Below are 26,445 nucleotides of genomic sequence, written 5' to 3'. Positions count from 1 at the left end.
AAAGGTGCTACTGCACGTTCAGACGCAAAGCGGTGGCGCCCGTGCGCACCACGTATACCCCGGCCGTCAGCCCGCGCGGCAGGGCCAATATGGCGGTGCCGGTAGCGTCGGCTGTGGTCGTGAGGACTGGTCGGCCCACGGCGTCAGATACCGTGACCACCGTTCCGGGCTGGACGCCCGTAAGCGAGGCCGAACCCGTGGTTGGGTTCGGGAACAGGGCCAGGCCAGCAGCGCCGCTCACTGCTACCGTGCGCAGGGGCGAATAGCTGAAGGTGCCGTCGCGGTCTACTTGCCGCAGGCGGTAGAATACACGGCTGGTGCCGTGGCGCGCAATGCCGAGGTCCACAAACTGGTAGTCGTGCGGCTGGGCGCTGCTGCCGTGGCCGGCCACCTGGCCCACGCGGCGGAAGGCGCGGCCGTCGGCGCTGGCTTCTATTTCAAACCGGTCGTTGTTCTTTTCCGAAGCCGTGGCCCAATGCAGCACGGCGTCGGCCCCCTGTGGCTCGGCCGTGAAGCGCGCCAATTCCACGGGCAGCGGGGTGGTGATGTCCAGGCGGGCCTCCGAAGCACCGACGTTGCCGGGAACAGTAGCCGCTGGAGTGGGCAGGCCGTAAAAATCGCGCGGGCCGGGGTTGAGGCCAAACTCCGTCAGCAGGTTGAGGCCCTGACCCAGCAGGGGCGAAGTCGCATCGAGCAGAAACGCCTGCGCCCCGGCGCCGGTGCTCGCAAAGCCCGGGGCGACGCTCATGCCGGTGGCGCGGGTGCCACCGGCCAGCGTTTCCTGTGCCGAGGCCGTGCGCCAGGCGCTCAGCGTGCTGTATTGCGCCGTGTTCCAGTCAAACTTCATGGAGCCGTTGGGCGACCAATAGTTGTTGCCCTCGAAGCGCACCCCCGTGGTGGTAAAAGTTCGGACGAAGCACAAGCCGGGGTCGGCCTGCAGGATGTTGTTGCGCACCGTGAACCCCGAAATGTCGCCGCTCAGCAGGTATACCGCGCTGGGCGACGAGCCGTTGGTGGGACGGTTCAGGATGATGGTGTTGTTGTAGATATCGGCGTTCACGATGCCGCCCAGCCACGGCTCCGAGTAAACTAGGATGCTGCCTTGGTCTTGCTGGCGGGCGTCGTTCTCGCTGATGTTGTAGCGCACCACCAGGTCGTGCATAGGCCGCGCGTCGTAAAACTGCACCAGCAGGTAGCCGGGGCCGTCGTTGTCGTGCGAGTAGTTGTATTGCAGCACCGAGTTGGTGCAGCCGCCGTCGAGGTCGAACCCGCCGCCGTCGCGGTGCCCCCCGGCCTGGTTGTGGTGCGATTCGCAGTACTGAATGGTGAGGTCGTTGCAGTCCCAGCCCCAGATGCCGGCCGGGCCGCCCGGGCGGGCATTGAGCCAGCCGTTGTGGTAGGCCGTGCAATGTTCCACCATCACCCCGTCAATACCCGACACCACGATGCCGTTGCCGGTAGGTGCATTGTTGATTTCGGGCCGGCCGGAATTGTCGTAGGCGTTGCAGTAGCCCACGTACCAGTTGTGGTGGCCGATAAGAGGAAACTCAGCGTAGGAAGTCAGGCCGCCCTCGCCGTTGGCGTGGAGCTGGCAGTTGGTGATGCGCACGTTGTCGTAGCCGCTCGTGCCGTTGTAGCTGGCCACCTCCAGCCCCACGCCCCGGTAGCCGCTGATGTCGAGGCTGTCGAAACGCAGGTACTGCAGATTCGCACTGGTTGAATCGTTGAAGAAGTACACGCCCGACGTCACGTTGTTGAGACGGCCCGTGCCTGCGAAAGCCAGGTTGCGCAGCTCAACCCCGGCCGAGTTGCGCGCCGAGAAGCCGACATCGGCGCCGCTGGAAATCAGGGCTTGGCCCGTGCCATAAGACCGAAAAAGAATGGGCTGCGCCGCCGTGCCCTGGCTGGAGCGGCGCAGCCGCAGGCTGCCCACAAAGGTTTGGCCGCCGGCAAACAGCACCCGGTCGCCGGGCAGCAGGGCGGTGGCGTTTACGCGAGCCGGGGTGCGCCAAGCCTGCGCCGCCGAAGTGCCGGCGTTGGCGTCGTCGCCCGCATTGTTCACATAATAAGTGGTGGCCCGCGCACTCAGCACGCCCACCAAAACCAGCAATTGAATCAGTATAAACGTGCTTCTCATATAAAATATATCTAAAAGGAAGAATGACAAAGTTAACTGCACGCGGCCCATGAAAGGCACAGCAAATCAATTTGTTTGTGTAATTAAAAATGCTTGCTGGCAAATGCGGCGGGCCGGATTGCCCCATGGTGTTTTGTTGACACAGCCACAGGGCAGCCACCCACGCCCCGCGGCGGGCGTGGCGGGGCACCGGCCGCACACCCTCGGCGTGGCTTGCCTCGTATCTTCGCCGGCTCTTAGGGTGCCTTTATGTGGCTTTGCCAAGATGAGGTAGCATTGTGCGCGCTGGCTGGGCCCCTTTGGGCTGGCAACCTTTTCTTTTCCTTGTTTTTTCATGAGCATTCCGGCCGCCTTACAAGTTGAGCACCTGGGCAAGCTGTACCGCTTGGGCGAGGTGGGCACCGGCACGCTCAGCCAGGACCTGAACCGGGCCTGGGCCCGCCTGCGCAAGCGCGAGGACCCCTACGCAAAGATTGGCGAAGCCAACGACCGCAGCCAGAAGGGCGACAGCGACTTCGTGTGGTCGTTGCGGGACGTGAGCTTTGCCGTGCCGCAGGGCGAGGTGCTGGGCATCATCGGGCCAAACGGCTCGGGCAAGTCGACGCTGCTCAAAATCCTGAGCAAAGTCACGGCGCCCACCACGGGGCGCGTGAAGCTGCGGGGCCGGGTGGCCTCGCTGCTGGAAGTGGGCACGGGCTTCCACCCGGAGCTGACGGGCCGCGAAAACGTGTTTCTCAACGGCGCCATCCTGGGCATGAGCAAGGCCGAGATTCGGGCCAAATTCGATGAAATCGTGGATTTCTCGGGCGTGGAACGCTACATCGACACGCCCGTGAAGCGCTACAGCAGCGGCATGTACGTGCGCCTGGCGTTTGCCGTGGCCGCGTTTCTGGAGCCCGAAATCATGATAGTGGACGAGGTGCTGGCCGTGGGCGACGCCGAGTTTCAGCGCAAGTGCCTGGGCCGCTTGCAGGAGGTGAGCCGCAACGACGGCAAAACGGTGCTCTTCGTGAGCCACGACATGAACGCCGTGCAGAACCTGTGCACCCAGGCGCTGCTGCTGGAGCAGGGCCAGGTGAGCTGCCTGGGACCCACTGCCCATACCATTGCCCAGTATGCCCACGCCCGCAAGCAGCAGGCCGCCGAGCAGTGGCACGGCCCAAACGCACCCGCGCAAGCCCTGAAACTGACCGATGCGGTGATGCTGGGCCTGACGCAGGACGAAAAAAACTGCCGCTTCACCCTGGCCCTCACGTATTGCCACAACGCGCCGCACCCGGCCGCGTTTGTGGCCATCGACGTGGCCGACAGTGCCGGCAGCCCGCTCATGCAGGCCCTGCCCACGCTCGACAAGTTCCTGAAATACAAGCCGGATGGAACCACTCAGGTGCACATTCAGGTAGAGCTGCCGCCGCTGGTGCCCGGCGAGTACTACCTGAGCTTCTGGGCCGGCAGCCACAACACCGAAACGCTGGATTTTGAAGACCAAATCGTGCGTTTCGACATCATTGCCTCGCCCACCAAGGGCCGCACTTTCCCGCACACCCGCGACCACGGCGCCATTGTGCCGTATGCGCAGGTGCTGGACTGCCAGTAGCCTTTGTTTTTGTCGATTTCGCCGCCGTTCCTATGATGACCACCTTTCGCAACACCTTCGCCAAGTGGAGCCCGGCCGAAGCGCTGCAGCTGGTGGGCGCCACCGTGCGGAAGCGCCTCACGGGCCGCTCCGCCGACATTCTGGAGGAAAACGAACGCCTCAACGCCCTGAAGGCCGACGGTTACCGCGTGGCCAGCGAGGGCGACTGCTTTGTGCTGACGAGCGAAGCCCGGGGCATTAAGCTCTTCTGCCGCAAGCTGTCCAGCGACCTGCTGGTGCTCTGGCAGCTGTACGTGCGGCACGAGCTGGCGCCGCTCATCGACCTGGTTAGGGCCCGGGAGCTGCCCATTCGCACCATTTTCGATATTGGCAGCAACATCGGGCTGGCGGCCGTTCGGCTAAGCCACGCCTTTCCCGAAGCCCGCATTTTTGCCGTCGAGCCCGCGCCCGATAACTTTCGCATCCTGCAAAAAAATGTTGCCGCCAATGCCGTGGCGGCCGTGTTGCTGCCCACCGGCGTGTGGCACAAGGCGGCCCGGCTCTATTTCGACCGCTCGTTTCGCGACGGCCAGGACTGGTCCATTGCCCTGACGGAAACGCCCAGCGGCAACCTCGCGGAACACGTGGATGCCGTCAGCATCAACGACATTGCGGCGCAGCACGGCGTGACGGCCATCGACTTGTTGAAAATTGATATCGAAGGCGGCGAACGGTACATTTTCAACGAAGCCCGCGAGGGGCTGGCGTTTCTGGCCATTACGCGGGTGATTGCCATTGAAGTACACGACGAGTACCGGATTGAGGACCGAATCAAGGCCATTTTGCAGGAGGCCGGCTTCCGCATCAGCCAAAGCGGCGAATACCTGGTGGGCATGCGCGAGGGAGCGTCGCTGCCCCTGCACGCCCTTCACCCTTAACTGCTGACCCATGCCTGCTGCTAGTGCGCCGTTGGTGAGTGTGGTGATGCCGGTGTATAACAGTGCGCCCTACGTGGCAGAGGCCGTGGCGAGCATTTTGAACCAAACGTTTACCGATTTCGAGCTGCTGATTTTCAACGACGGCTCCACGGACGGCAGCGGCATGCTGCTGCGCGGCTTCACCGACGCGCGCATTCGCCTGTTCGACTACGCCGACAACGTGGGCTACGTGACCCACCTCAACCACGCCCTGGAGCTGGCCCGCGGCCCCTACCTGGCCCGCATGGACGCCGACGACGTGGCCGACCCCGACCGCCTGGCCCGGCAGGTGGCCCTGCTCGAAGCCCATCCCGAAATTGGGTTGTGCGGCACGGCTTACCGCGAGTTTGGCAGCCGGCAGGGCCTGGTGCCGGTGCCCGAAACCGATGCCGAAATCCGGCGCTGGCTGCTGCGCAGCAGCCCCTTTGGCCACCCCACCGTGCTGCTGCGCACGGACATCGTGCGCCAACACCGCCTGCGCTATGACGCCGCCGCCATGCCCGCCGAAGACTACCGCCTGTGGTACGAGCTGAGCCGGGTGACGCAGTTGGCCAACCTGCCCGAGCCCTTGCTGGCCTACCGCGTGCACCCCACCCAAACCAGCCAGGTGCTCACCGCCAAGCGCCTGGCCAGCGTGAACGAAACGCGCCGCCGCCAGCTGCTCAACAAAGGCTTCGAACTCACGCCCGCCGAGTGGGAGGGGTACCTGCGCATTCTGGACCGCGCCACTCGCCCGCGCACCGCCCACGACCTGCAGCTGCTGCTGGCCACCATGCGCACCATAGCCAGCCAGAACGCCCGGCTGCAGGCCTACCCGGCTGCGTGGTTTGAGGAGCTGTTTGCCGCGGCCTGGCAAGAGGCCGTCATCGCCATTGAGCGCCACGGCTGGGCCTACGCGCGGCCGGTGCTACTGGCCCCCAAGCCCTTTCCGGACCCGCTGGGCCCAATGGCCCGCCTGAAGCTGCTGGCCAAGTGCGCCGTGGGCTGGCGCGTGCCAAGTCCTTCACCTTCAACGCCCGCCGCATGAGTCTGGTAAGCATCATTGTGCCGTGCCGCAACTACGGCGCCCTGCTGCCCGAAGCCTTGGCCTCGGTGCTGGCCCAAACCCACGCCGAGTGGGAGTGCCTGGTGGTAGACGACGGCTCGACCGACTCGACCCCCGCCGTGGCGGCCCACTACGCGGCCCGCGACCCGCGCATCCGCTACCTGGCCCGGCCCCACGCGGGGGCCTCGGCGGCGCGCAACCACGGCCTGCGCGAGGCACGCGGCCAATTCATTCAGTTTCTGGACGCCGACGACCTGCTGCCGCCGCGCAAGCTGGAGGCGCAGCTGGCCTACCTGGCCGCGCACCCCACCGTGGACGTGGTGTATGGCGACGTGCGCTACTTCCGCCACGGCGAGCCGGCCGTGCTCAGCCGCTCGTTCGACATGCAGGACACCACCGCGTGGTTTGTGCCCTTGCACGGCACGGGGGCGGCGGTGCTGCGCCCGCTGCTGGTCGAAAACCGGGTGGTCATTCACGCGCCCTTGTTGCGGCGGTCGGTGTTCGAGGCCGTAGGGGCGTTTTCGGAGCGGCTGGGCGCGGTCGAAGACTGGGAGTTCTGGCTGCGGTGCGCGGCTGGCGGGCAGGTATTTGACTACCAGGACCTGCCCGGCACCCAGACGTTGGTGCGCGTGCACTCGCGCAGCACCAGCCAGGACCGCGCCCGCGTAGTGGCCAACGTGGAGCGACTGCGCGTGCACCTTAAGCCACTGCTGGTCGGGTTGGGCGATGCCAGCCTCGTGGCGCTAAACCAAGCGTTGCTCAACGAAATTCGGCTGGAAAACGCCAGCTACTACTTGGAGCACGCCCAATTCCGGCGCGGCTTGCTGGGCTTCGCCCAACTGGCGCTTGATAGCGGCCGGTACTGGGCAAGTGCCAAAGACGTGGTTTACTGGCTGCGGCGGCATGCGCGTAATGCAATAAAAAAATAATAAATGAATATAATTTGTCGTAAAGACGGGCGTTAGCGTAATTTTGACCCTGCAAGCATCTTGTTGAGCGCCCATCAGTAGCGAAACAGAACACGGGCCTGCCTTCCCGGTTGGGATGGTGCAGGGCTGCCCATGAAGCTCGCTTGCCGGCGGTTGCTGTCCGGCGGCCTTTACACTCTCGCCCTTCCTAGCCGGGACGCTGCCTTAGCGCCTGCCAGCTGCATGACCTACCCCGACCCGGAACGATTTCCGCAAAACCCGCCCCGCATTGCGGCGCTGGCCGACTCCCCCGACCGGCCCCGGTGGTCGGTGATGATTCCGGCCTATAACTGCGCTGCTTTTTTGCCCGACGCGTTGAACAGCGTGCTAGCCCAGGCCCCCGGCCCCGAGCACATGCAGATTGAGGTGGTGGACGACGCCAGCACCGATGCCGACGTGGAGGCGCTGGTGGCCGCCATTGGACAGGGCCGGGTGGGGTACTACCGCCAGCCGCGCAACGTGGGCAGCATCCGCAACTTCGAAACCAGCATCAACCGGGCACGGGGCCACGTGGTGCACCTGCTGCACGGCGACGACCGGGTGCGCCCCGGCTTCTACGCCAAGCTCGACGACCTGCTGCGCCGCTTTCCGGAGGCCGGCGCTGCCGTGAGCCACTACGCCTACATCGACGAGGCCGGCCGCCCCAACGGCGTGCCCACGCCCCAGGCCGAGGCCGACGGCATTCTCGAAAACTGGCTGCTGCGCCTGGCCGAATACCAACGCATGCAGTACGTGTCGACGGTGGTGCGGCGCTCGGTGTACGAGGCGCTGGGCAGCTTTTATGGCAACAGCTACGGCGAGGACTGGGAAATGTGGGTGCGCATTGCCCGCTACTACCCGGTGGCGTATACGCCCGACGTCCTGGCCGAGTACCGCGGCCATACCCAGTCCATTTCCTCGAATAAGCTGCAGACGGGCGAGGTGGTGACGGACTTGGCCCAGGTAATGGCCCGCGTGCAGGCGCACGTGCCCGCCGCGCAGCGTCGGCGGCTGGCCCAGGTGTCGGGGCAGCACTACGCGCACTTTGTTATTGGCGCGGCCTACCAACTGGCCGAAACCACCAAAGACTGGGGCTTCGTGCACCGGTTGGTGCGCAAGTCGCTCGAGCTAAGCCGCCACCCGGCCATCTACCGGCACGTGGTGCGGTCGTGGGCTAAGTACATGCTGGAAAAATTTCGTAAAGGGTAAACCTCCGCCCGGTTTGGCGCGCAGCCGGGGCCCGCGGGCCGTTGTTCCCTCCACGTTTTGCTGTTTACGATGAAAGTTGCCTTCACCATTTGCTCGAACAATTACTTAGGCTCGGCCGGGGTGTTGGTTGATTCCATCAAGCGCCATCACCCCGATTTCGAGGTGTACATCGGGCTCGTTGACCTGCTCTCCGACCAGGTGGACTACTCAGCGCTGGGCTGCACGGTGCTGCCCGTCACCGACATCGCCATGCCCGACCCGCGGGAACTGAGCCAGAAATTCGACATCATCGAGCTCAGCACCACGGCCAAACCCTATTATTTCCAGCACTTCTTTTTCAAACTGGGTGCTACCCAGGCCATCTACCTCGACCCCGACATTGAGGTGTTTGCGCCCCTGGCCGCCGTGCAGCACGGCCTGGAGCAGGCCATGGTGACGCTCACGCCCCACATGCTCACGCCTGTGGACGACGAGTTTTGGCCCAACGACGTACACATTTTGCCCACTGGCGTGTTCAATCTGGGATTTGTGGCGCTGGCCCGGCACCCGCAGCTGGCTTTTTTTCTGGACTGGTGGGCCGACCGCTGCCTGCAGTACGGCTTTCGCAATGCCATAGAAGGGCTGTTTTACGACCAGATTTGGATGAACTACGTGCCAACCTTCTTCGAATCGTATTACATCATTCGCGACCCTGGCTACAACGTGGCCAACTGGAACCTGCACGAGCGCACGTTGAGCCGCGACGCCGCCGGCAGGTGGTGGGTGAACGGCAGCGCCGAGCTGGCCTTCTTCCATTTTAGCCACTACAACATCAAGGCGCCGGACGTCATCAGCTCCTACCACAACCGTTTCACCTTCGGCAACCGGCCCGACCTGCTGCCGCTTTTTACGGAATACCGCCAACAGGTTCTCAACCATCGCGGCGAATTTTTGAAAACCCTGAAGCCCTACTACGGCGAGTTGCATCGCCAGGCCCTGAAGCCCAACTATCGCAGCTACACTGAGCTCAAGCATAGGGTGCTGCGTCGCCTGCGGGCCATGCTCGACTAAGCCGTTTCTCAGGCGGCCGCGTATTGTTCAGCGGCCTATCTACCGTAGCCCCGCTGCCATTCCTTGCAAACAACTCGCGTTTATTTGCGATTTATGGAATGTATTTAAGTTATTATTGCAATTATGCCAGAGAATAAGCTGGGTGTTTCTTTTCTTCTGTGCACCTACAACGGTGCGCCGCGGCTGGCGGAAACGCTGGCTTGCCTGGCTGCGCAGGAAAACCCGGCGGGCATTGCGTGGGAAGTCATTTTTGTGGACAACGCCAGCACCGACGGCAGCGCCCGACTGGCGCGCGAAGCCTGGGAGGCGCTGGGCGCGCCCGCGCCGCTGCGGCAGCTGCACGAGCCTCGGCCGGGCTACAAAGTGGCCATGCAGCGCGCCATTGACCACGTCTCGTATCGCTACGCCTGTATCGTCGACGACGACAACCGCCTCGACCGCAATTACCTGCGCACCGGCGTGGAACTGCTGGAGGCCCATCCGCAAATCGGCATTTTGGGCGGGCCCAACACGGCCACCTTCGACGGCGAGGCGCCGGCGTGGTTTCCGGACTTTCAGCACTGCTACGCGTCGGGGCCGCAGCTCGACCGCGTGGGCGGGGCCTTCGCGCCGCTGGCCGACGGGCCGGTGGGCCGCAACGTGCTGTGGGGGGCCGGCATGCTGGTGCGCGCCGAAATCTGGCAACGGCTGCGAACCGGCGGGTTTGCCAGCCTCTTTACGGGGCGCCAGGGCGAAGCCAACCTGACCGCCGGCGAAGACGACGAGCTGTGCTACGCCGCCCAGCTGCTGAGCTACGAGGTGTGGTATTCGTCGCGGCTGCACCTGCGCCACCACATGGCGCCGGGTCGCCTCACCGAGGACTACCGCGACCGGCTGTTCTACGCTTCGGCTCGGGCCACGCCCCGCCTCAACGCCTACCGCAACGCCCTGTGGGGCCGGCCCGACGGCTCCGTCCCTGCGAACCTGCTCAAGGACCTGGGGTACGCCGCGTGGGGCGTATGCAAAAACGTATGTCAGCCGGCCTTTGTGCGCGCTTGGCTCGCCAACAACCGACTGCCCCTGATGAACCAGCGCCACGCGTTGGTGGTGATGCGCGAAATGCTGTGGCACTACGGCCAAGTGCGGGCATACTACGAACGGGTGCGGGGCTTCCAACAACGCCTGCGCTCACCCAAAGCCTCCCTAACCGCCTGAATGTATGTATAAGTTGATAAAGGCCGTCGGGGATGCCCTGGTAAACCGAATTGCCAGGTCTTTGCCGGGGTGGCAGGGCGCGGTGGTGGAGAAAACGTTTCCGGCCCGCGCGTCTTACCGCCCCACGCCGCCCGCCAATGCCGCCATGCTCACGCGCGCCCTGGTGGCCCGCCTCACGCTGCCGGTGCACTTCCTGCCCTACCACATCTACTCCCTGCGCAACGTACACGTGACCTGGGACGGTGCCGTGTTCAATAATTTCCGGCTTTTCGAGCCCAGCATTGTGCGCCGTAGTTTCCTGAGCCGGTTTCAGGACACGCTGCTGCTGCGCCAGTGGGTGGGCGAAAAAGTGAGGGTGAGCGACACCGAAATTGCCGTGTGCCACAACCAGTGGTCGACGGAAAACTATTACCACTGGCTGATTGACAGCCTGCCCCGGTTGCTGGTGCTGCGCAGCCGCTACCCCGGCATGAAGCTGCTGCTGCCGCGGGTGTCGGCGCTGCACCCGGTGCCGGAGTTTATTGCGACCAGCGCCCGCCTGCTGGGCTTCACCGACCACCTGCCCCTCAACCCCCGCCAAATACTGAGCGCCCAAACCGTGATTCTGCCCGACCTCACGGCCGCCTCGCTCACCCAGCGCCCCGAGCTCGTGCGGCAGGTGCGGCAGGAGCTACTCAAGGCGCTGTGCCCCGAGCCGGTGCGCTCGTTCCGGCGGGTGTACGCGGCGCGGGCCGCGGGCTTTCCGCGCAACTTGCTCAACGAGCCGGAAGTGGAAGCGTGGCTGCAGCAGGAAGGCTTCGAAAAGGTGTATTTTGAGCACTTGACGTTGCTGGAGCAAGTCCGGCTGATGCAGGAGACGGAGGTGTTGCTGGCCGTGCACGGCGCCAACATGACCAACCTGCTGTTTCTGCCCGATACGGCCCGGGTTGTGGAAATTCATAACAGAGAATACAGCGACCCGTGTTATTTGCGGCTGGCTTCCTGTTTGGGGCTGGAGTTCTACATCTGCCCGTGTCAGGGCGTCGACGCCCGGCTGGGCAACCAATCGGATGTGGTCGTTGACATGGAGTTGCTGAAGGGTGTCACCACGCTTGCCTTGGCCAGCACCCGCGAAGTATCAACCTAAGCTCTTCGCCACACTGCTCTTTGTCGGGTTTGGCCGATGCGCCTCGCCGACACGAACTACTTCGTCTCTACGTGAATACAGATATTAGCACGCCTCCGGCGTCTTCGCCCGCGGCCGAAGAGCCCGCCTACTGGACCGAAATCATTGAGCCACAAGAGGGCTTGTTCCAGTTGGGGCTGGCGGCCGTGTGGCGCTACCGCGACCTGGTGCTGCTGTTCGTGCGCCGCGATTTTGTGGCTTCGTACAAGCAAACCATTCTGGGCCCCATCTGGATAGTGGCGCAGCCGTTGCTCACCACGCTCATGTACCTGGTCATATTCGGCAACATCGCCCGGCTCTCGACCGACGGCCTGCCGGCGCTGCTGTTCTACCTCTCGGGCGTCACCATCTGGAACTACTTTGCCCAAACGCTGACCGCCACGGCGTCCGTTTTTCGCGACAACGCGGCCATTTTCGGCAAGGTGTACTTTCCGCGGCTGGCCATGCCGCTGTCCATTGTGCTCTCCAACCTCATCCGTTTTGCCGTGCAGTTTGCGCTGTTCTTGGCGGTATGGGCGTATTATTGGGTGAATACCAGCACGGTACACCCCAATGCCTATCTGCTGCTGCTGCCCGTGCTGGTGGGGCTCATGGGCCTGCTCTCGCTGGGCATTGGCATGGTCTTCAGCGCGCTCACCACCAAGTACCGCGACTTGGCTGTGTTGCTTGGCTTTGGCATTCAGCTGGCCATGTACGCCAGCCCGGTCATCTATCCGGTGTCGAGCGTGCCGGCGCACTACCGGTGGCTGCTGCAAGCCAACCCCATCACGCCCATCATCGAAACGCTGCGCTACGGCTTCCTGGGCTCGGGCACGTTTAGCTGGCACGGCTTGGCGCTGAGCGCGTTGCTGACCGTCGTCATCTTGCTGCTCGGCATCGTTATTTTCAATCGCACGCAACGGAGCTTCACCGATACCGTGTAGCGTCATCGGAACTGGCCCAACGCTTAGCCGTAGGGGTTGGCCTGTTTGATTTCCAGCCACCGGTCGGGCCGGTCCAGCGCTTGGTAGCCAAAGCGCTGGTACAGCGTGTGCGCGTCGTAAGTGGCCAGCAGGTGGCGCCGCAGGTTTTGCAGGTCGGGGTGGGCCTGCATCCGGCTCACCAGCCATTTGGAAAGGCCCCGGCCGCGGTGCGCGGGCAGCACAAACACGTCGCAGAGCCAGGCAAACGTGGCCCGGTCCGTCACCACGCGGCAAAAGCCAGCCTGGCTGCCGTCGGGCGCATACAGTCCGAAGTTCAGGGAGTGGGCAATGGCGCGCTCCACGGTGGCCCGCGGAATGTGCCGCGCCCAGTACGATTCTTCGCTCAGCCACCGGTGCACGGCGGCCACGTCGAGCCGGGCCGGGTCGGTGCTAAGGGAATAGCCATCGGGCCGGGTTTCGGTGATGAAGTCGGGCATGAGCGGCAAAAGGCGAAGGAATGAAGCAGGGGCAGCAAGCTACAAACCCGCGGCCGTTGGCAGCGGTTGCACATCCAGAGGCCGGGCCGATGCGTTAGCATTTCCAACCCCACGTCTGCTTATTCTCACTGCATTACTCAATTACTATGAAAACGCTACGCTTTGCTGTGCTGGCCGCCTGGGCCGGCGCGGCGCCCCTGGCGGCGGCTGGGCAGGCGCCTGCGCTCAGCACTTTTGCCGTGGGCGCCACCACCGTCACGGTCTCGGCCGTGGCCACCAACCTCGACGTGGTGTGGGAGTTGCTGTGGGGCCCTGATAATTTCTTGTGGGCCACGGAACGCTACGGCCGCATCAGCCGCATCAATCCGGCCACGGGGCAGGTGCTGCCCCTGCTCACCCTGCCCGATGTGACGACCGTGAGCGAGAGCGGCCTGCTGGGCATGGTGTTGCACCCGCAGTTTGCCACCTCGCCTTACGTGTACGTGGTGTACAACTACACCGACGCCGGCAGCCTCAAGGAGAAAGTGGTGCGCTACACTTACTCGGCCACGGCCAACACCCTGACGGCCCCGCTCGTGCTGCTGGGCGGCATCACGGCCTTCAACACGCACAGCGGCTCGCGCCTGCTCATTCTGCCCGACCTCACGCTGCTCGTGACCACCGGCGATGCCTCGCAGGCGTCGTTGGCCCAAAACCCGACCTCGCTCAACGGTAAAATCCTGCGCATGAACCTCGACGGCACCGTGCCGACCGACAACCCGGCGCCCAACAGCCTGGTGTATACGCTGGGCCACCGCAACCCGCAGGGGCTCGTGCGCCTGCCCAGCGGCAGCCTCTACAGCTCGGAGCACGGCCCCAACAACGACGACGAGATTAACAAGATTGAAGCCGGCCGCAACTACGGCTGGCCCGACGTGGAAGGCTATTGCAACCTGGCCGCCGAAAGAACCTTTTGCGCCGCCAACAACGTGCGCGAGCCGCTTTATACCTGGACGCCCACCATCGCGCCGGCCGGGCTGGCCTACTACGACCACCCGGCCATCCCCGGCTGGCGCGGTAGCTTGCTGCTGGCTGTGCTCAAAGACCAGCGCCTGCTGCAGCTGCCGCTGGACGCGGCGGGCACCGCCATCACCGGGCGCACCGACTACCTGGCGGGCCTGTTTGGCCGGCTACGCGCCATTTGCGTATCGCCCGCGGGCAAAGTATACGTGGGCACCAGCAACCTGCGCGGCCAGATAAGCACCCCCGCTGCCACCGACGACCGCATTCTGGTGCTCGAAAACCGTTCGTTTGCATCGGCCATCCGGCCCGAAGCAAACCTCTCTTTCGACGTCTTTCCCAACCCGGCCCGGCGCTCGGCCACGGTGCGGCTGGCGGCGCCGGCCACGCGCCTCACCATCCGCGACGTGTTGGGGCGCCCCGTGGCCGCCACTCGCCCCGGCTCCCTCACCGCTGCGCTGGACCTGAGCACGTTGCGCGCCGGTACTTACTTTGTAGAAGCTGAGGGGGCAGCCGGTCGTGCCACGCGCCGGCTGGTGGTAGAATAGCCCGCCCCAACCCGCCGGTACCAACACAAAAAAAGCCCCGGCACTCGCCGGGGCTTTTTGATATGAAACAACGCGGAGGCTATTCCAGCACCACTTTGCGGGTGAGCACCTGCTCGCCCACGGTCACGCGCAGCGTGTAGAGGCCAGCGGCCAGGTGGCGGGTCGAGAGCGTCTGCTCGGCAGTGCCGTTCAGGGCCTGCGTGCGCACGGTCTGGCCCAGTGCGTTCAGCAGCGTGGCCTGGCCAAGGCCGGTGGGGCCGCTGAGGCGCAGCGTGAGCTGGCCGGTGCTGCTCGGGTTGGGGTACACCAGCAGGGCTTCGGTGTCAGCCTGGGCGCGAGTAGCCGTGGGCGTGCCGGCAATGGTGAAGGTGCCCGGCGTGTCGGAGCTGCCGTAGCCGCTGATGGCCACGTAGTAGCGCGTGCCCACCGTCAGGCCTGTGATGTTGATGGGGCCCACGTTCTGGTTGTTGCCGGGACCAGCCTGGCAGAACACTTGCGTGAACGGACCAGCCGAGCAGCTCGGCGACGTGTACACGCGCACCGAGCCGGCGGCCGTGCCCGTAACGGTCATGGCACGGGTGGCGGCGGTGGCGGTGAAAGCGTACCACACGTCTTTCGGCACGGCGGCCGGGGCACAGGCCGGCACGTTGATGCCGTTCTGGAGGCTGGTGGTGGCGCCCACGTTGGAGCCCGTGATGGTAGTGGTGCCCAAGGTGATGGCGCCGCAGGGCTCGTCGTTGGCCGGGGCCGTGAGCGGCGTGGTGAAGCAGATGGGACCCACAAACGTGCTGCTGCCGTTGGTGGAGCCGCAGTTCTGGCGCACGTAGAAGCAGTAGGCGGTGCTGGGGGTAAGGCCGGTGAGCGTGGTGGTAGTGCCCGAAATGTTGGCGACCGTGGTGCCCGTGCCCGGCGTGAAGCCCTGCGGGCCATACTCAACGTCGTAGGTGCCGGGCGTGCCGGCGGGGGCCACCCACGTCAGCTGAGCCGTCGTGTTGGTGAGGTTGCTGGCGGTGGGGCCGGTGGGCACGGCGCAGTTGGAAGGCGACGTGGCGCACACGCCAATGGGGCCAAACGTGTCGTTGCCGTACTCCCACACCCGCACGTAGAGCACTTCGCCCGGCGTGCGGCCGGTGAGGGCAATGAGCGAGAACAGGCCGTTCTGGCTGTCGTCGTCGTCGCACTCAATCTGGTTGAGGGTGGTGCAGGTGCCCGAGTACACGGCCATGCCCGTGTCGGTAACGGGGCCGCCCGTGCCCGAGGTTTCGAGCGTCACGGTGCCCGTGGCCGGTACCGTCACCTTAAACCAGATGTCGCCGCCCTGGTATTCGGCCGTGCCGCCGCCCGTGGTGCAGTTCGTGGGCGCCGGGGCGCCCGTCGAGGCCGTGGCGGCCGTGTTGTTGCCCATGGTGGGCGCCGTGCAACCCCCAAACTGAACGGGAATGTTGATGGCGCCGGCGCAGTCGTCGTTGGCCGGCGCCACGGCGGCCGTCGTGAAGCTACCCGCATTGGAACGCGTGCTGCTGCCGGCCGTGCCGCCGCAGTTTTGCACAATGTAGAACTGGTAACCCGTCAGAGGCGTCAGGCCGGTGATGGTGAACGTGGTGCCGGTGGCGGTGGCCGTCGAATACACGTTGGTGGCGGAAGCTGGCAGGGCCGGGTTGAAGCCGGTGGGGCCGTACAGAATGGTGAAGGGGCCCGCCGGCGTATTGGTCACGCTATAGGTCAGCACCGCCGAGTTGCTGGTCACGGTAGCGGCCAGGTTGCGCGGAGCGGGGCAGGCCGCGGGCGCGGCCGGGGTGAACGTATACGTCTGGCCCGCAGCCGGAGCCGTGGCAATGTTACTGGTTTCGGTGGTAGAGCTGGCCGCCGGAGTCGTGCTCGTGTTGTTCAGCGACAGGAACGAACCGCTGCCCGTGCCTGCGCCGGCCAAGCCAATCGAGGCCGTGCTGGTGATGGCCGCGGGCTCGGGGCGGTACACGAAGCGCACCAAGTTGGTGCCTTCCACCAACTGCACCTGAAAAGACAACTGGGGCGCCGCCGTGGCGCTGTGCTGGCGCCAGTTCAGCCACTGAAACGTGAAGACTCGGCTGCCGGCCGTGCCCGTAGTCTGGTACGACGCTGTGCCGTTCACGCCGTCCAGGTCGTCCCAGTACGGGGCTACCATGGGCCGCGAGGCCGCGCTCACCGTGGCCAGGGCATTGCTATAGGCCGCCGTGCCGTTGGCCGGAGCCGAGGCGTTGAAGGAAATCCACCCGTTGGAGTTGGCGTACACCTGCGTGTACGTAACGCCATCAAACACAAAGCTAAAGCCCAGCGGAATGGCTCCGGTAATAGCGTCGTCGGTGCTGATGGTGGTCACGGCCGTGGCCGTGGCGGGTAGCGGCGTGAACGTGCCCGCACTGGCCGCCAGCGTATACGTGTCAACAGTCTGAGCCTGGGTGGGCCGGTTAAACAGCAAAGCTGTCAACAAAAGCAGCGCCCAGCCCAAAGGCCCGCGCCGCCGCGCATGTAAAGGTGTATTCATTGGGTGAAGGGAAAAAGGTAAAAAATGCGGGTGGAGTATGACGAAGTCCGGACAGCCAGCGCGCTAATGCCGACCTTATTAGTAGTGTAATGTAGGCAAAAAGCTTGAGAGGGCGCAACTGGCACCAGCCGTTCGGAAGATGTAGAGCACTACCATAGCGGCAAATAAAGCGCATGAATGAGCGGAATAGCACTTTTGACCTCAAAAACTAGCCTATTACTACGGTTGAGGATAAGGGCAGCCGGCTTCTTGCTCGTAGCTAATGTGCCTTTATATTAACCACAAGCTCTTTTCGGCAGCGCACAGCGCACGCACCGATGCACCATATGATGGAAGTTGGAACCCAAATAAAAATCACAAATAAGTTCCATTTCGTCAAAAATTTGTGAAGTTTGGCCCTTAATTTGCTGCTATCATAGGGCATTTCAAAGGCATATTTTGCCCTTGCCCTTTTCTACCGTTATCTTGGTTCGCCGATTCGTCGGAACCACCCTCAACCGTCTTTTTTCACTCCCTTTCACCCCTTTTTTTCACCCATGAGAAAAATATTACACTCCTTCACCCTGCTGCTCTTCGCGTGCGGCCTGCTCTTGGGCAGCGCGCAGGAAGCACGGGCGTCGCACTTGCTGGGCGGCGACATGACCTACGTTTCGCTGGGCAATAACCAGTACCGCGTCAAGTTCCGCCTGTATCGCGACTGCACCGGCATCACGCCCTCGGCCAACGACTTCCTGCTCTCCTGCCGCAACGGCGGCTGCAACGCTACGGCCACCGTCACGGCGCAGTTCGTGCAGCAGGGCGCCGTGGAAGCGGGCAACCCCTTCTGCGCCGCCGTCTCGGCCGGCCCGTGCCAGGGCCCGGCGGGCCTGCCCAACTACGATGTGTACAACTACCTGGCAACGGTGACCCTGACGCCGGGCAACTGGACGCTGAGCACCTTCTCCAACGCCCGCCCCACGCTGGCCAACGTTCAAGCCGGCGACATGTACGTGGAAGCCACGCTCGACAACCGCAACCAGGGCACGACGGCCGTGGCCAACAACTCGCCCCAGTTCGACCCGCAGGACATTCCGATTCAGTACGTGTGCTGGAAGCAGCCCACCACCATCACCTACTCGGCCACCGAGCCCGACGGCGACTCGCTCGTCTACACCCTGGCCGCGCCCCTGCGCGCCTGCGGCACCCCCGTTACCTATAACACCTTCCCCGGCAGCGCGCGCGTGACCAAAATTCTGAGTCAGAATCCTCTCTGCGTGTATGACTTCCCGGGCTTGCCAACCGGTCTCTATAGCCCCACGAACCCCATCCAGTTAGGTTTCGATACCGTCGGCACCTGCCCCGTTAAGACCGGTGTAGTCCGCACGCTCACCTTCAACCAGCAAGCCCGCACGCTGTCCTTCACTCCTGGCGTATTTGATGCCACGGCGGCGCCCAACTCGGGCAACAATAAGTACCAGATTGCTGTGCTCATCACCGAGTACCGCCGCATCAACGGCGTGCGCCGCGTCATCGGCACGGTGCGCCGCGAGGCCAACATCATCGTCATTGACTGCGGCCCGAACACCACGCCCAACCCCGTAACGGCCACGCCGGTAACGCCCAAGTCGGGTACCCAGACCGTGAACACGACCGATACCACCCGCATCGACGTGCGTACCTGCAACTACTCGCGTGTGGAACTCAACTTCACCGACCCCGACAACCTGAAGACGCCCAGCGCCAACCAGCTGCTGACCGTGACGCTGCCCGCCAACATCAACACCGACCCCAACCTGCTGGACTCGGGTGACGTGGGCACCTTCAGCCTGACCGGCAACGGCACCACCAACCCCCGCGGCGTGTTCTTCTTCCAGCCCTCGCCCACCACGCTCGGCCGCACCATTCGCCTCAACATCCGCGTGGAGGACAACAACTGCCCCATCAAGGGCGTGCAAAACCGCGTAGTAGTAATTCGCATCTACAAAGGCTTTGTGGCCACGGCTTCGGCCATTGTGGGTGCCACGGGCATCGGCAACACCACGCCGGCGTCGAACGCCATCTGCCCCGGTGGCTCGCTCACGCTGCAAGGCGGCGTAGTACGTCCTGACTCGATTCGCCGCATCGCCACCAACACCACCCAAGCGCAAGTATATACCTACCAGTGGTCGGTGGCCAACGCCGGCGGCAACGGCCTTCCCGCTGTGACCACCAATCAGCAGATTGTGGTGAGCCCCACCGTGACGACCCGCTACCGCCTCACGGCTTCGCCCACGCTGGGCTTTGCTCAAGGTTCTTGCGGCGACACTACGTCCATTCTGGTGCGCGTGGTGCCGCAGCCTGTGGTAGCGGCCACGGCTTCAGTACCGTCGGCTTGTATCGGCACTGCGGTAACGCTGCGGGCCACTGCTACCCGCCCCACCGGTGTCGGCAGCAACCTCAATGACACCTACACCTATACGTGGAGCGGCCCGGGCATTACCGCGCCCAACAACACCGGTGCCACCCTCCCCGTGACCCCCACGGCACTCGGTGTTAACACTTACACCGTTACCGCCCGCGGCGCTTCGCCTTATGCGTGCACCGCTACCTCCACCGTGCAGGTGCTGGGCCTGGCCGTCATCACCGCCAAATTCGCGGCTGACTCGACCGGCGCGGCTGGCAAGTACAACAACCGCCCGCCGGTGACCTTCACCTTCACCAACCAGACCACGCCGGTTGTGGGCGCGGCCGGTGCTCCTACCACCTACGCCTGGACGTACCAGCGCTTCAAGGACCTGAGTAACTCCCCTGTGGCCGACCCCGTCGTGACCTTCAGCTCGGCGGCTGCTCCCGCTCCGCTGAAGCTGACCCAGGCCGGTTACTACCGTGTGCGCCTCACCACCTCGGTGACCGGCTCGGCCAACCCCTGCGGCACGCTGGTGGCCGAACGCATCGTCTTCGTGCCCGACCTGCAGGTGCCGAACATCATCACGCCCAACGGCGACGGCCAGAACGACTTCTTCCGCATCTCGTCGGTCAACAGCACGACCAGCAAGCTGGAAATCTTCAACCGCTGGGGCCGCAAGGTGTACGAGCAATCCAACTACGCCAACAACTGGGGCGGCGACAACCAACCCGCTGGCGTGTACTACTACCTGCTCACCGACAACAAAGGTGTGCAAACCAAAGGCTGGGTAGAAGTGGTGCGCTAAGCGCTGCTCACCTTCCGCCCTCACCCAAAAAAGGGTGCCGCGATATTCGCGGCACCCTTTTTTAATTTTAGTGCTGTTGGTTCGGCGTGCCGCTTAGGCGAGGCGGTGACGTTCGTTCTTGATGGCGTTTTGGATGTTCCAGGCTACTTGGTGGCGAAAGGGGTGCATGCGCACCGGGCATTCGGCCATGAGGCACAGCGAGCAGGCAGCAAAGGTGCAGGGGTCGGCGTGCACAAACATTTCGACATCAACCGCGAACCGTTCCTTGATGAGTTCCTCGATGTCGAACAGCTGAGAATGCACTTCTTCGAGGGTGAAATAATAAGGCATCTGCATGTGGCAGTCGATGTGCAGGTTGGCGCCGTAGCGCTGCACGCGCAGGTTGTGCACGTCTATCCAGGGGGCCCGGCGATGGGCTTGCAACTCGGCAATGACCTCGGCCACGATGGCCGTATCGGTTTCGTCCATTAGCCCCGACACTGAGCGGCGGAGCATGCGCCAGCCGTTCACCAGAATGAAGCCGCCCAAGAGCAGGGCCGCGCCCGAGTCGAACCGTACCACGCCGGTGGCCGCCACCAGCACCAGCGCCCCCGACGAGACAATGGACGTGAGGGCATCGATGTAGAGGTGCTGCCCGTCGCCCACCAGCGCCACCGATTTCAGGCGCTTGCCGGCCCGCACCAGCAGCAGGCCCACGCCCAGGTTCACCACCGCAGTGCTGGCCAGCAACGCCACGCCCCAGTCGGGCCGCGCCACGGGGTGGGGGTGCAGCAGCCCGCGCGAGGCGTGGTACAGGATGAAGGCGCCGGCCATGAAAATCAGCCCGCCCTCGAAGCCCAGCGAGAGGTTTTCGATTTTGCCGTGGCCGTAGGGATGGTTTTCGTCCTTGGGCAGGCTGGTGAGGTAGAGGCTGTAGAGCGCAAAGCCGCTCGTAAACACGTTGATGATGCTCTCCAGCGCATCGGTGAGCACGGCCTGGGAGCGGGTGAGATAATAGGCGTAGAACTTAACGGCGACCAGCCCGACGCTGACCACGAGGGACAGCAAGCCAAAGCGGCGCTTGGTGGTGGAATGGTTCATGCAAGACGGGTTTCGGGGCAAAGGTCGGGCACCCAACGGCAACAGTGGGACCACCTCGCGTCGCCAACGGCCGTAGAGCAATTGCCAAGTCGGTAGCAACAAGCCAGACGGGACGCATAATTCGCGCCGAGCGACGAAACCTTTTCTGGGGAAATCTGTATTTAAGGCAGTCGAAAATATTTTTTAGACTGACCTAAAAATATATTAACTTTGCATTGAATCAACTGCTTACCGTGCCACCTTCCACGCTTACCGATACCAAAGTCGACTCCATGGACGCCGGCTGGCGCCATCCGCGCCGCGCCAATTCCTTGAGTGAGGTGTATGCCAGCATCAAGGTGCCGGGAGCCGACGCCTCATTTTGGCGCAAGCTGATGGCCTTTTGGGGGCCGGGCCTGATGGTGGCCGTGGGCTACATGGACCCCGGCAACTGGGCCACCGACCTGGCCGGCGGCTCCCGCTACGGCTACACGCTGTTGTCGGTGGTGCTGATTTCCAACCTGTTTGCCATGCTGCTGCAGCACTTGGCCGCCAAGCTGGGTATCGTGACCGGGCGCGACCTGGCCCAAGCCTGCCGCGACCATTACTCGCGGCCCATCAGCCTGATGCTGTGGTTTTTGTGCGAAATCGCCATTGCGGCTTGCGATTTGGCCGAAGTCATCGGCTCGGCCATTGCCCTGAACCTGCTGTTTGGGCTGCCGCTGGCCTGGGGCGTGGTGCTCACCACGCTGGACGTGCTGGTGGTGCTGTTTTTTCAAAACAAAGGCTTCCGCATCATCGAAAGCATCGTGGCAGGCCTCACGGTGCTCATTTTCGGCTGTTTCCTCTACGAGATTATTGTGTCGCGGCCCGATTGGGTGGCGTTGGCGCACGGGCTGGTGCCGCAGCCCAAGGTCATCACCACGCCGGGCATGCTGTACGTGGCCATTGGCATCCTGGGCGCCACCGTGATGCCGCACAACCTGTACCTGCACTCCAGCATCGTGCAAACGCGGGCCATCGAGCAGACCGAGGCCGGCAAGCGCATGGCCATCAAGTTTGCCACCATCGACTCGACGGTGGCCTTGTTTGTGGCGTTTTTCATCAACGCGGCCATTCTGGTGCTGGCGGCGGCCACCTTCCATCACCACGGGTTGTATGAGGTGGCCAAGATTCAGGACGCCTACAAGCTGCTGGCGCCGGTGCTGGGCGCAGGCGCGGCCAGCATTCTGTTTGGGGTAGCGCTTTTGGCTTCGGGTCAGAACTCGACCCTGACGGGCACCCTGGCGGGCCAAATTGTGATGGAAGGCTTCCTCGACCTCAAGCTGCGGCCTTGGGTGCGGCGGCTCATCACGCGGCTGGTGGCGGTGGTGCCGGCCCTGGTAGTGGCCATTGTGTACGGCGAAAGCGGCACAGAAAAACTGCTGGTTTTCAGCCAGGTGATACTGTCGATGCAGCTCAGCTTTGCGGTAGTGCCGCTGGTGTTGTTTACCAGCAGCCGAGCCAAGATGGGCGTGTTTGTGAACCGGCCCGTGGTGCGCGTGCTGGCGTGGTCGGTGTCGGCCATCATCATCGCCCTAAACGCCTACCTGCTCTGGCAAACCGCCGTGGGCTAGGAGAGAAGGTAAAATGGAAGACAGCGAGTAATGGCTACGCTTTCTTCACTGTGAATGAAGGATATTATTAAAACCGGATAATAATCCGGAGGGCCATGAAACACCTGCTACTTGCGTTGCTGCTGCTGCCCCGGCTGCTGTGCGCCCAGACGGGCACGCTGCGCGGCACCGTGCGCGACGAGCAGCGACGGCCCGTGCCGTACGCCAGCGTGGTGCTGCCGGCCGCCAGCTTGGGCGCCACCGCCGACGGGGATGGCCGGTTTGAGATAGCTGCCGTGCCGGCCGGTCCGGCGCGGCTGGTGGCCAGCGCGGTAGGCTACGCCACGGCCACGCGCGCCGCCACCGTGGCCACCGGCGCCGCCACGGACGTGCAGTTCACGCTGGCGCCTGCGTCTGCCGCCCTCGCCGATGTGGTGGTGACGGGCGTGAGCCGGGCCACCGAAGTGCGGCGCAGCCCCGTGCCCATTGCCACGCTGGGCCGCCGCGAAATCAGCCTCAACGCCAACACCAATGTGATTGACGCCGCCGTACGCGGCATTCCGGGCCTGAGCGCCGTCACGACGGGCCCCAACGTGTCGAAGCCCTTCATTCGCGGGCTGGGCTACAACCGCGTGCTGACCCTCTACAACGGCCTGCGCCAGGAAGGCCAGCAGTGGGGCGATGAGCACGGCGTGGAAGTGGATGGCTACGACATCGAACGGGTGGAGGTGGTGAAAGGCCCGGCCAGCCTGCTCTACGGCTCCGACGCCGTGGCCGGCGTGGTGAACCTGCTGCCCGCCCTGCCCAGCGGCCCCGAAGGCGAGCTGCACGGCGATGCGTTGGCCGAGTATCAGTCCAACAACGGACTGGTGGGCAATTCGCTGGGACTCAACTACCAGAAAAACGGCTTTCAAACCAGCTTCCGGGCCAGCCACCGCCTGGCGCGCGACTACCGGAATAGCGTGGACGGCCCCGTGTACAACACCGGTTTCCGGGAGCTGACCCTGACGGGCATGGCCGGCGTGAGCAAGCCCTGGGGCAGCTCGCATTGGTACCTCACGCTCTACGACAACCGCCAGGAAATCCCCGACGGCAGCCGCGACTCGCTCAGCCGCCGCTTCACGCGGCAGGTGTTTGAGAGCGGGACAGACGACATCAAAAACCGGCCCCTGGTAAGCGACGAAGACCTGCATTCCTACACCATTGCGCCGCTGCACCAGCGCATTCGCCACTACCGGGTGTTCACCAAAACGCAGGTGCGCCTGGGGGGCGGCGAGCTGCACCTGCTGCTGGGCGCCCAGCAAAACCAGCGCGAGGAGTTCAACCACCCCACGGCGCCGGCCCAGGCGGGCCTGGCCCTGCGCCTCACCACCTACACCTACGACGTGCGCTACCACCTGCCCACCTGGCACGGCTTCGAAGCCAGCTTGGGCAGCAATGGCATGGGCCAGCTCAACCGCCACCAGAACGCCACCGATTTTCCCATTCCTAACTACGATTTGCTGGACGCCGGCGGCTTTGTGCTGCTGAAGAAGGCCTTTGGCAAGCTGGAAGTGAGCGGCGGCATGCGCTACGACACCCGGCTGGTGACGTGGTCGGATTTTTACGTGGCGCCCAACCCCGCCACCGGTTTCGATGGTGCCGGCGGACCCCGTACCCCGGACGCCGCGCTGCAGTTTCCGGCGTTTCGGCAGCGCTACTGGGGCGTGTCGGCCAGCCTGGGGGCCAGCTACGTGGCCACCGAGCGCCTCACGCTGCGCGCCAACCTAGCCCGCGGCTACCGCGCCCCCAACATTCCCGAAATCGGCTCCAACGGCCTCGACCCCGGCGCCCACATCGTGTACCTCGGCAACCGCGGCTTTCAGCCGGAATTCAGCTGGCAGCAGGACGTGGGCGTGCTCTGGCACCAGCCCGAGCTCGACGCTTCGGTGGAGCTGTTCCATAACTACGTGCAGAACTTTATCTACCAGGGCCGCTTGCTGAACGAGGCCGGCCAGCCGGTCGTCATCGTGCCGGGGAATGCCACCTACCAGTTTCAGCAGGCCGCCGCCCGGCTCTACGGCCTCGAAGCCAGCCTAAGCTGGCGCCCGGCCGCCTTGCCTTGGCTGGCCTGGAGTAGCAGCGCAGCCTACGTGAACGGGCAGAATGCCGCTTCGACTGCGCCCGAGCACCTGGCCGCCGCCGCCCGCTACCTGCCCCTTATTCCACCGCTACGGGCGCGCACGGAGGTGCGCGCCACGCTGCCGGCGCACGCGGGCCGGCTCACGGGCACCTACTTCCGGGCCACCGTGGACGGCAGCGCGGCCCAAAACCGTTTCTACGCCCTCGACAACACCGAAACCGCCACCGCCGGCTACGCGCTGCTGGGCCTGGGCGCGGGCACCACCTACGCCAACCGCGCCGGGCGCGGTCTGCTGCAGCTCATCGTGCAGGTCGATAACGTTTTCGACACGGCCTACCAGGCCCACCTCAACCGGCTGAAGTACTTCGAATACTACGCCGGCTCGCCCACCGGCCGCACGGGCATCTACAACCCCGGCCGCAACGTGGGCGTGAAAGTGCTGGTGCCGTTTTAAAAACCGAAAGGGTGGGGTTGGGCTTAGGCCGAAGAAATAATGCGAAAACGGTACCGCCCGGGCCTTTCTGCGTAGACGGCCGCATGAAGCACTTTTTCTGGCTGCTTATCCTGCTGCCCACCTACGCCCGGGCGCAGAATGACCACAAACCCACGCCCTACGACTCGGCCCATTTCAGCTGGCGCAAGCCCGTGCCGCGCAACCGCCTGCGCGAGCTGCAGCCCGACCGCCCCGGCGTCACCGAAAGCCCGTTTACCGTAGATGCCGGCCATGCCCAGGTGGAAATGGACCTGCTGCGCCTGCGCAACAGCGGCACCGGCGACGAGCAGCGCGAACGGGAGCTGAAAGTGGCCTACACCATGCTCAAGTTCGGCCTCGGCCGCCGCACCGACCTGCAGCTGGAAGTGCCGCTCTACGCCATTGCCAAGCAGCGCGCCACCGAGGCCACCGACTGGGAGGAGCGCCACGCCGGCTTTGGCGACCTCACGCTGCGCGTGAAGCACAACTTCATTGGCGACGACCAGCAGGGCAAGTTTGCCATGGCCGTGATTGGCTACGCGCGCCTGCCCAGCGGCGGCGCGGTGGGGGAGGGCGCTCCCGAATACGGCGTGGTGCTGCCCGTCGACATCGAGCTCAGCGACAAAGCCAACCTCGAAGCCCAGCTGGAAACCGACCTCAACTACGACCGCGACCAGGACCAGCGCTACCTGCGCTTCGTGCCCTCCACCGCCTTGGAATACGACTTCACGGAGAAGCTGGGCCTCGTGGCCGAAGCCGTGGCCATGTGGGACACCGAGCAGCGCCGCTGGCAGGCGTCGGCCAACATTGCCCCCATTTTCAAGCTCACCCCCAACCTGCAGCTCGACCTCGGCACCCACTTAGCCCTGAACCGCCTCAGCGACCACGAGTACTTCGTGGGCTTCACCTTCCGCCGCTAAACGCCGCGCCCGTGCCTATCTTTGCCCCGCCAAGGTGCCAACCCCCAATCGCGGGGCGCGGCTGAAAAGGGAATCCGGTACGAAGCCGGAGCTGTCCCCGCAACTGTACGCTCCACATCGGGGTGGGCCTCAATGCCACTGTTCAGTGCCGGTTTTTCACGTGAAAAATCGGCCAGGAATGGGAAGGCGGCCCACTCGGCGGAGCAAGCCAGGAGACCTGCCCGGGCGTTCACAGGTTCAGCATTCGCGGAGGACGAATGGAGAAAGAAAGCAGCGGCCGCCCTCGGGTGGCCTCATTACCCCTGTTTTTCGGCCTCGGTCTGACGCTAGCCGGCTT

General features: G+C 64.3%; 18 protein-coding genes and 1 riboswitch. Of the genes, 14 read left to right on the top strand and 4 right to left on the bottom strand.

Annotation, left to right across the window (positions count from 1 at the left end):
* Positions 1-7: 7 nt before the first annotated feature.
* Positions 8-2,137, bottom strand: coding sequence for a right-handed parallel beta-helix repeat-containing protein (locus JAO73_RS18755; RefSeq protein WP_198978782.1), 2,130 nt, complete (start codon positions 2,135-2,137; stop codon positions 8-10).
* Positions 2,138-2,471: 334 nt separating this feature from the next.
* On the opposite strand from JAO73_RS18755, the gene JAO73_RS18750 reads away from it, so the two are divergent.
* From JAO73_RS18750 to JAO73_RS18710, 9 genes are all read left to right on the top strand, one after another.
* A complete protein-coding gene (locus JAO73_RS18750; protein WP_198978781.1) occupies positions 2,472-3,734 on the top strand; it encodes an ABC transporter ATP-binding protein in 1,263 nt (420 codons plus the stop codon).
* A gap of 32 nt (positions 3,735-3,766) precedes the next feature.
* Entirely contained in the window at positions 3,767-4,651 is an 885-nt protein-coding gene (locus JAO73_RS18745) for an FkbM family methyltransferase (protein ID WP_198978774.1), read from the top strand.
* A gap of 10 nt (positions 4,652-4,661) precedes the next feature.
* On the top strand, positions 4,662-5,717 hold the full coding sequence (locus JAO73_RS18740; RefSeq protein ID WP_198978770.1) for a glycosyltransferase family 2 protein: 1,056 nt from the start codon (positions 4,662-4,664) through the stop codon (positions 5,715-5,717).
* Complete coding sequence (locus tag JAO73_RS18735; RefSeq protein WP_198978768.1) at positions 5,714-6,664, top strand: glycosyltransferase family 2 protein; 951 nt, start codon at positions 5,714-5,716, stop codon at positions 6,662-6,664. The genes JAO73_RS18740 and JAO73_RS18735 overlap by 4 nt, the downstream gene beginning before the upstream one ends.
* A gap of 222 nt (positions 6,665-6,886) precedes the next feature.
* Positions 6,887-7,891, top strand: coding sequence for a glycosyltransferase family 2 protein (locus JAO73_RS18730; RefSeq protein ID WP_233169284.1), 1,005 nt, complete (start codon positions 6,887-6,889; stop codon positions 7,889-7,891).
* Positions 7,892-7,960: 69 nt separating this feature from the next.
* Positions 7,961-8,941: a glycosyl transferase gene (locus JAO73_RS18725; protein WP_198978766.1), complete on the top strand. Its 981-nt coding sequence runs from the start codon at positions 7,961-7,963 to the stop codon at positions 8,939-8,941.
* Between the two features lie 123 nt (positions 8,942-9,064).
* Entirely contained in the window at positions 9,065-10,135 is a 1,071-nt protein-coding gene (locus JAO73_RS18720) for a glycosyltransferase (protein ID WP_198978764.1), read from the top strand.
* 4 nt (positions 10,136-10,139) lie between these two features.
* A complete protein-coding gene (locus JAO73_RS18715) occupies positions 10,140-11,261 on the top strand; it encodes a glycosyltransferase family 61 protein (protein ID WP_198978762.1) in 1,122 nt (373 codons plus the stop codon).
* Positions 11,262-11,332: 71 nt separating this feature from the next.
* Positions 11,333-12,223, top strand: a complete 891-nt coding sequence (locus tag JAO73_RS18710) for an ABC transporter permease (RefSeq protein ID WP_317191246.1) — start codon at positions 11,333-11,335, stop codon at positions 12,221-12,223.
* Between the two features lie 23 nt (positions 12,224-12,246).
* Here JAO73_RS18710 and JAO73_RS18705 read toward each other — a convergent pair whose 3' ends face one another.
* Entirely contained in the window at positions 12,247-12,699 is a 453-nt protein-coding gene (locus JAO73_RS18705) for a GNAT family N-acetyltransferase (protein ID WP_198978761.1), read from the bottom strand.
* A gap of 146 nt (positions 12,700-12,845) precedes the next feature.
* Here JAO73_RS18705 and JAO73_RS18700 point away from each other — a divergent pair, with 146 nt between their 5' ends.
* Positions 12,846-14,246 (top strand): PQQ-dependent sugar dehydrogenase, encoded by a 1,401-nt coding sequence (locus JAO73_RS18700; protein ID WP_198978759.1) that lies wholly within the window; start codon positions 12,846-12,848, stop codon positions 14,244-14,246.
* 79 nt (positions 14,247-14,325) lie between these two features.
* On the opposite strand, the gene JAO73_RS18695 is transcribed toward JAO73_RS18700, so the two are convergent.
* Positions 14,326-16,770: a T9SS type A sorting domain-containing protein gene (locus tag JAO73_RS18695; RefSeq protein WP_198978754.1), complete on the bottom strand. Its 2,445-nt coding sequence runs from the start codon at positions 16,768-16,770 to the stop codon at positions 14,326-14,328.
* 536 nt (positions 16,771-17,306) lie between these two features.
* Between JAO73_RS18695 and JAO73_RS18690 the strand changes: the two genes are divergently transcribed.
* A complete protein-coding gene (locus JAO73_RS18690) occupies positions 17,307-19,940 on the top strand; it encodes a T9SS type B sorting domain-containing protein (protein WP_198978753.1) in 2,634 nt (877 codons plus the stop codon).
* A 93-nt stretch (positions 19,941-20,033) separates the two neighbouring features.
* Here JAO73_RS18690 and JAO73_RS18685 read toward each other — a convergent pair whose 3' ends face one another.
* Positions 20,034-21,020 carry a cation diffusion facilitator family transporter gene (locus tag JAO73_RS18685; protein WP_198978752.1) on the bottom strand — a complete coding sequence of 329 codons (987 nt, stop codon included), beginning with the start codon at positions 21,018-21,020 and terminating at the stop codon, positions 20,034-20,036.
* Positions 21,021-21,292: 272 nt separating this feature from the next.
* Here JAO73_RS18685 and JAO73_RS18680 point away from each other — a divergent pair, with 272 nt between their 5' ends.
* The 3 genes from JAO73_RS18680 to JAO73_RS18670 all read left to right on the top strand — a co-directional run bounded on the left by JAO73_RS18680 (position 21,293) and on the right by JAO73_RS18670 (position 26,108).
* Entirely contained in the window at positions 21,293-22,615 is a 1,323-nt protein-coding gene (locus tag JAO73_RS18680) for an Nramp family divalent metal transporter (RefSeq protein WP_198978888.1), read from the top strand.
* 95 nt (positions 22,616-22,710) lie between these two features.
* Positions 22,711-25,170, top strand: coding sequence for a TonB-dependent receptor (locus JAO73_RS18675; RefSeq protein WP_198978751.1), 2,460 nt, complete (start codon positions 22,711-22,713; stop codon positions 25,168-25,170).
* Positions 25,171-25,253: 83 nt separating this feature from the next.
* Positions 25,254-26,108: a transporter gene (locus JAO73_RS18670; RefSeq protein ID WP_198978750.1), complete on the top strand. Its 855-nt coding sequence runs from the start codon at positions 25,254-25,256 to the stop codon at positions 26,106-26,108.
* Positions 26,109-26,123: 15 nt separating this feature from the next.
* A riboswitch (cobalamin riboswitch) is annotated at positions 26,124-26,347 on the top strand.
* The last annotated feature ends 98 nt before the right edge of the window (positions 26,348-26,445 follow it).

Origin of the sequence: Hymenobacter miniatus (genome assembly GCF_016427455.1) — a bacterium.
Lineage (GTDB): Bacteria > Bacteroidota > Bacteroidia > Cytophagales > Hymenobacteraceae > Hymenobacter > Hymenobacter armeniacus.
Note: the sequence above shows the minus strand (reverse complement) of the source record. Positions and strands in the feature narration are given on the sequence as shown.

What these genes read in the sequence shown, in the direction of transcription:
- JAO73_RS18755 (WP_198978782.1), bottom strand. Translation starts at nt 2,137, where the DNA reads ATGAGAAGCACGTTTATACTGATTCAATTGCTGGTTTTGGTGGGCGTG.
- JAO73_RS18750 (WP_198978781.1), top strand. Translation starts at nt 2,472, where the DNA reads ATGAGCATTCCGGCCGCCTTACAAGTTGAGCACCTGGGCAAGCTGTAC.
- JAO73_RS18745 (WP_198978774.1), top strand. Translation starts at nt 3,767, where the DNA reads ATGATGACCACCTTTCGCAACACCTTCGCCAAGTGGAGCCCGGCCGAA.
- JAO73_RS18740 (WP_198978770.1), top strand. Translation starts at nt 4,662, where the DNA reads ATGCCTGCTGCTAGTGCGCCGTTGGTGAGTGTGGTGATGCCGGTGTAT.
- JAO73_RS18735 (WP_198978768.1), top strand. Translation starts at nt 5,714, where the DNA reads ATGAGTCTGGTAAGCATCATTGTGCCGTGCCGCAACTACGGCGCCCTG.
- JAO73_RS18730 (WP_233169284.1), top strand. Translation starts at nt 6,887, where the DNA reads ATGACCTACCCCGACCCGGAACGATTTCCGCAAAACCCGCCCCGCATT.
- JAO73_RS18725 (WP_198978766.1), top strand. Translation starts at nt 7,961, where the DNA reads ATGAAAGTTGCCTTCACCATTTGCTCGAACAATTACTTAGGCTCGGCC.
- JAO73_RS18720 (WP_198978764.1), top strand. Translation starts at nt 9,065, where the DNA reads ATGCCAGAGAATAAGCTGGGTGTTTCTTTTCTTCTGTGCACCTACAAC.
- JAO73_RS18715 (WP_198978762.1), top strand. Translation starts at nt 10,140, where the DNA reads ATGTATAAGTTGATAAAGGCCGTCGGGGATGCCCTGGTAAACCGAATT.
- JAO73_RS18705 (WP_198978761.1), bottom strand. Translation starts at nt 12,699, where the DNA reads ATGCCCGACTTCATCACCGAAACCCGGCCCGATGGCTATTCCCTTAGC.
- JAO73_RS18700 (WP_198978759.1), top strand. Translation starts at nt 12,846, where the DNA reads ATGAAAACGCTACGCTTTGCTGTGCTGGCCGCCTGGGCCGGCGCGGCG.
- JAO73_RS18695 (WP_198978754.1), bottom strand. Translation starts at nt 16,770, where the DNA reads ATGAATACACCTTTACATGCGCGGCGGCGCGGGCCTTTGGGCTGGGCG.
- JAO73_RS18690 (WP_198978753.1), top strand. Translation starts at nt 17,307, where the DNA reads ATGAGAAAAATATTACACTCCTTCACCCTGCTGCTCTTCGCGTGCGGC.
- JAO73_RS18685 (WP_198978752.1), bottom strand. Translation starts at nt 21,020, where the DNA reads ATGAACCATTCCACCACCAAGCGCCGCTTTGGCTTGCTGTCCCTCGTG.
- JAO73_RS18680 (WP_198978888.1), top strand. Translation starts at nt 21,293, where the DNA reads ATGGACGCCGGCTGGCGCCATCCGCGCCGCGCCAATTCCTTGAGTGAG.
- JAO73_RS18675 (WP_198978751.1), top strand. Translation starts at nt 22,711, where the DNA reads ATGAAACACCTGCTACTTGCGTTGCTGCTGCTGCCCCGGCTGCTGTGC.
- JAO73_RS18670 (WP_198978750.1), top strand. Translation starts at nt 25,254, where the DNA reads ATGAAGCACTTTTTCTGGCTGCTTATCCTGCTGCCCACCTACGCCCGG.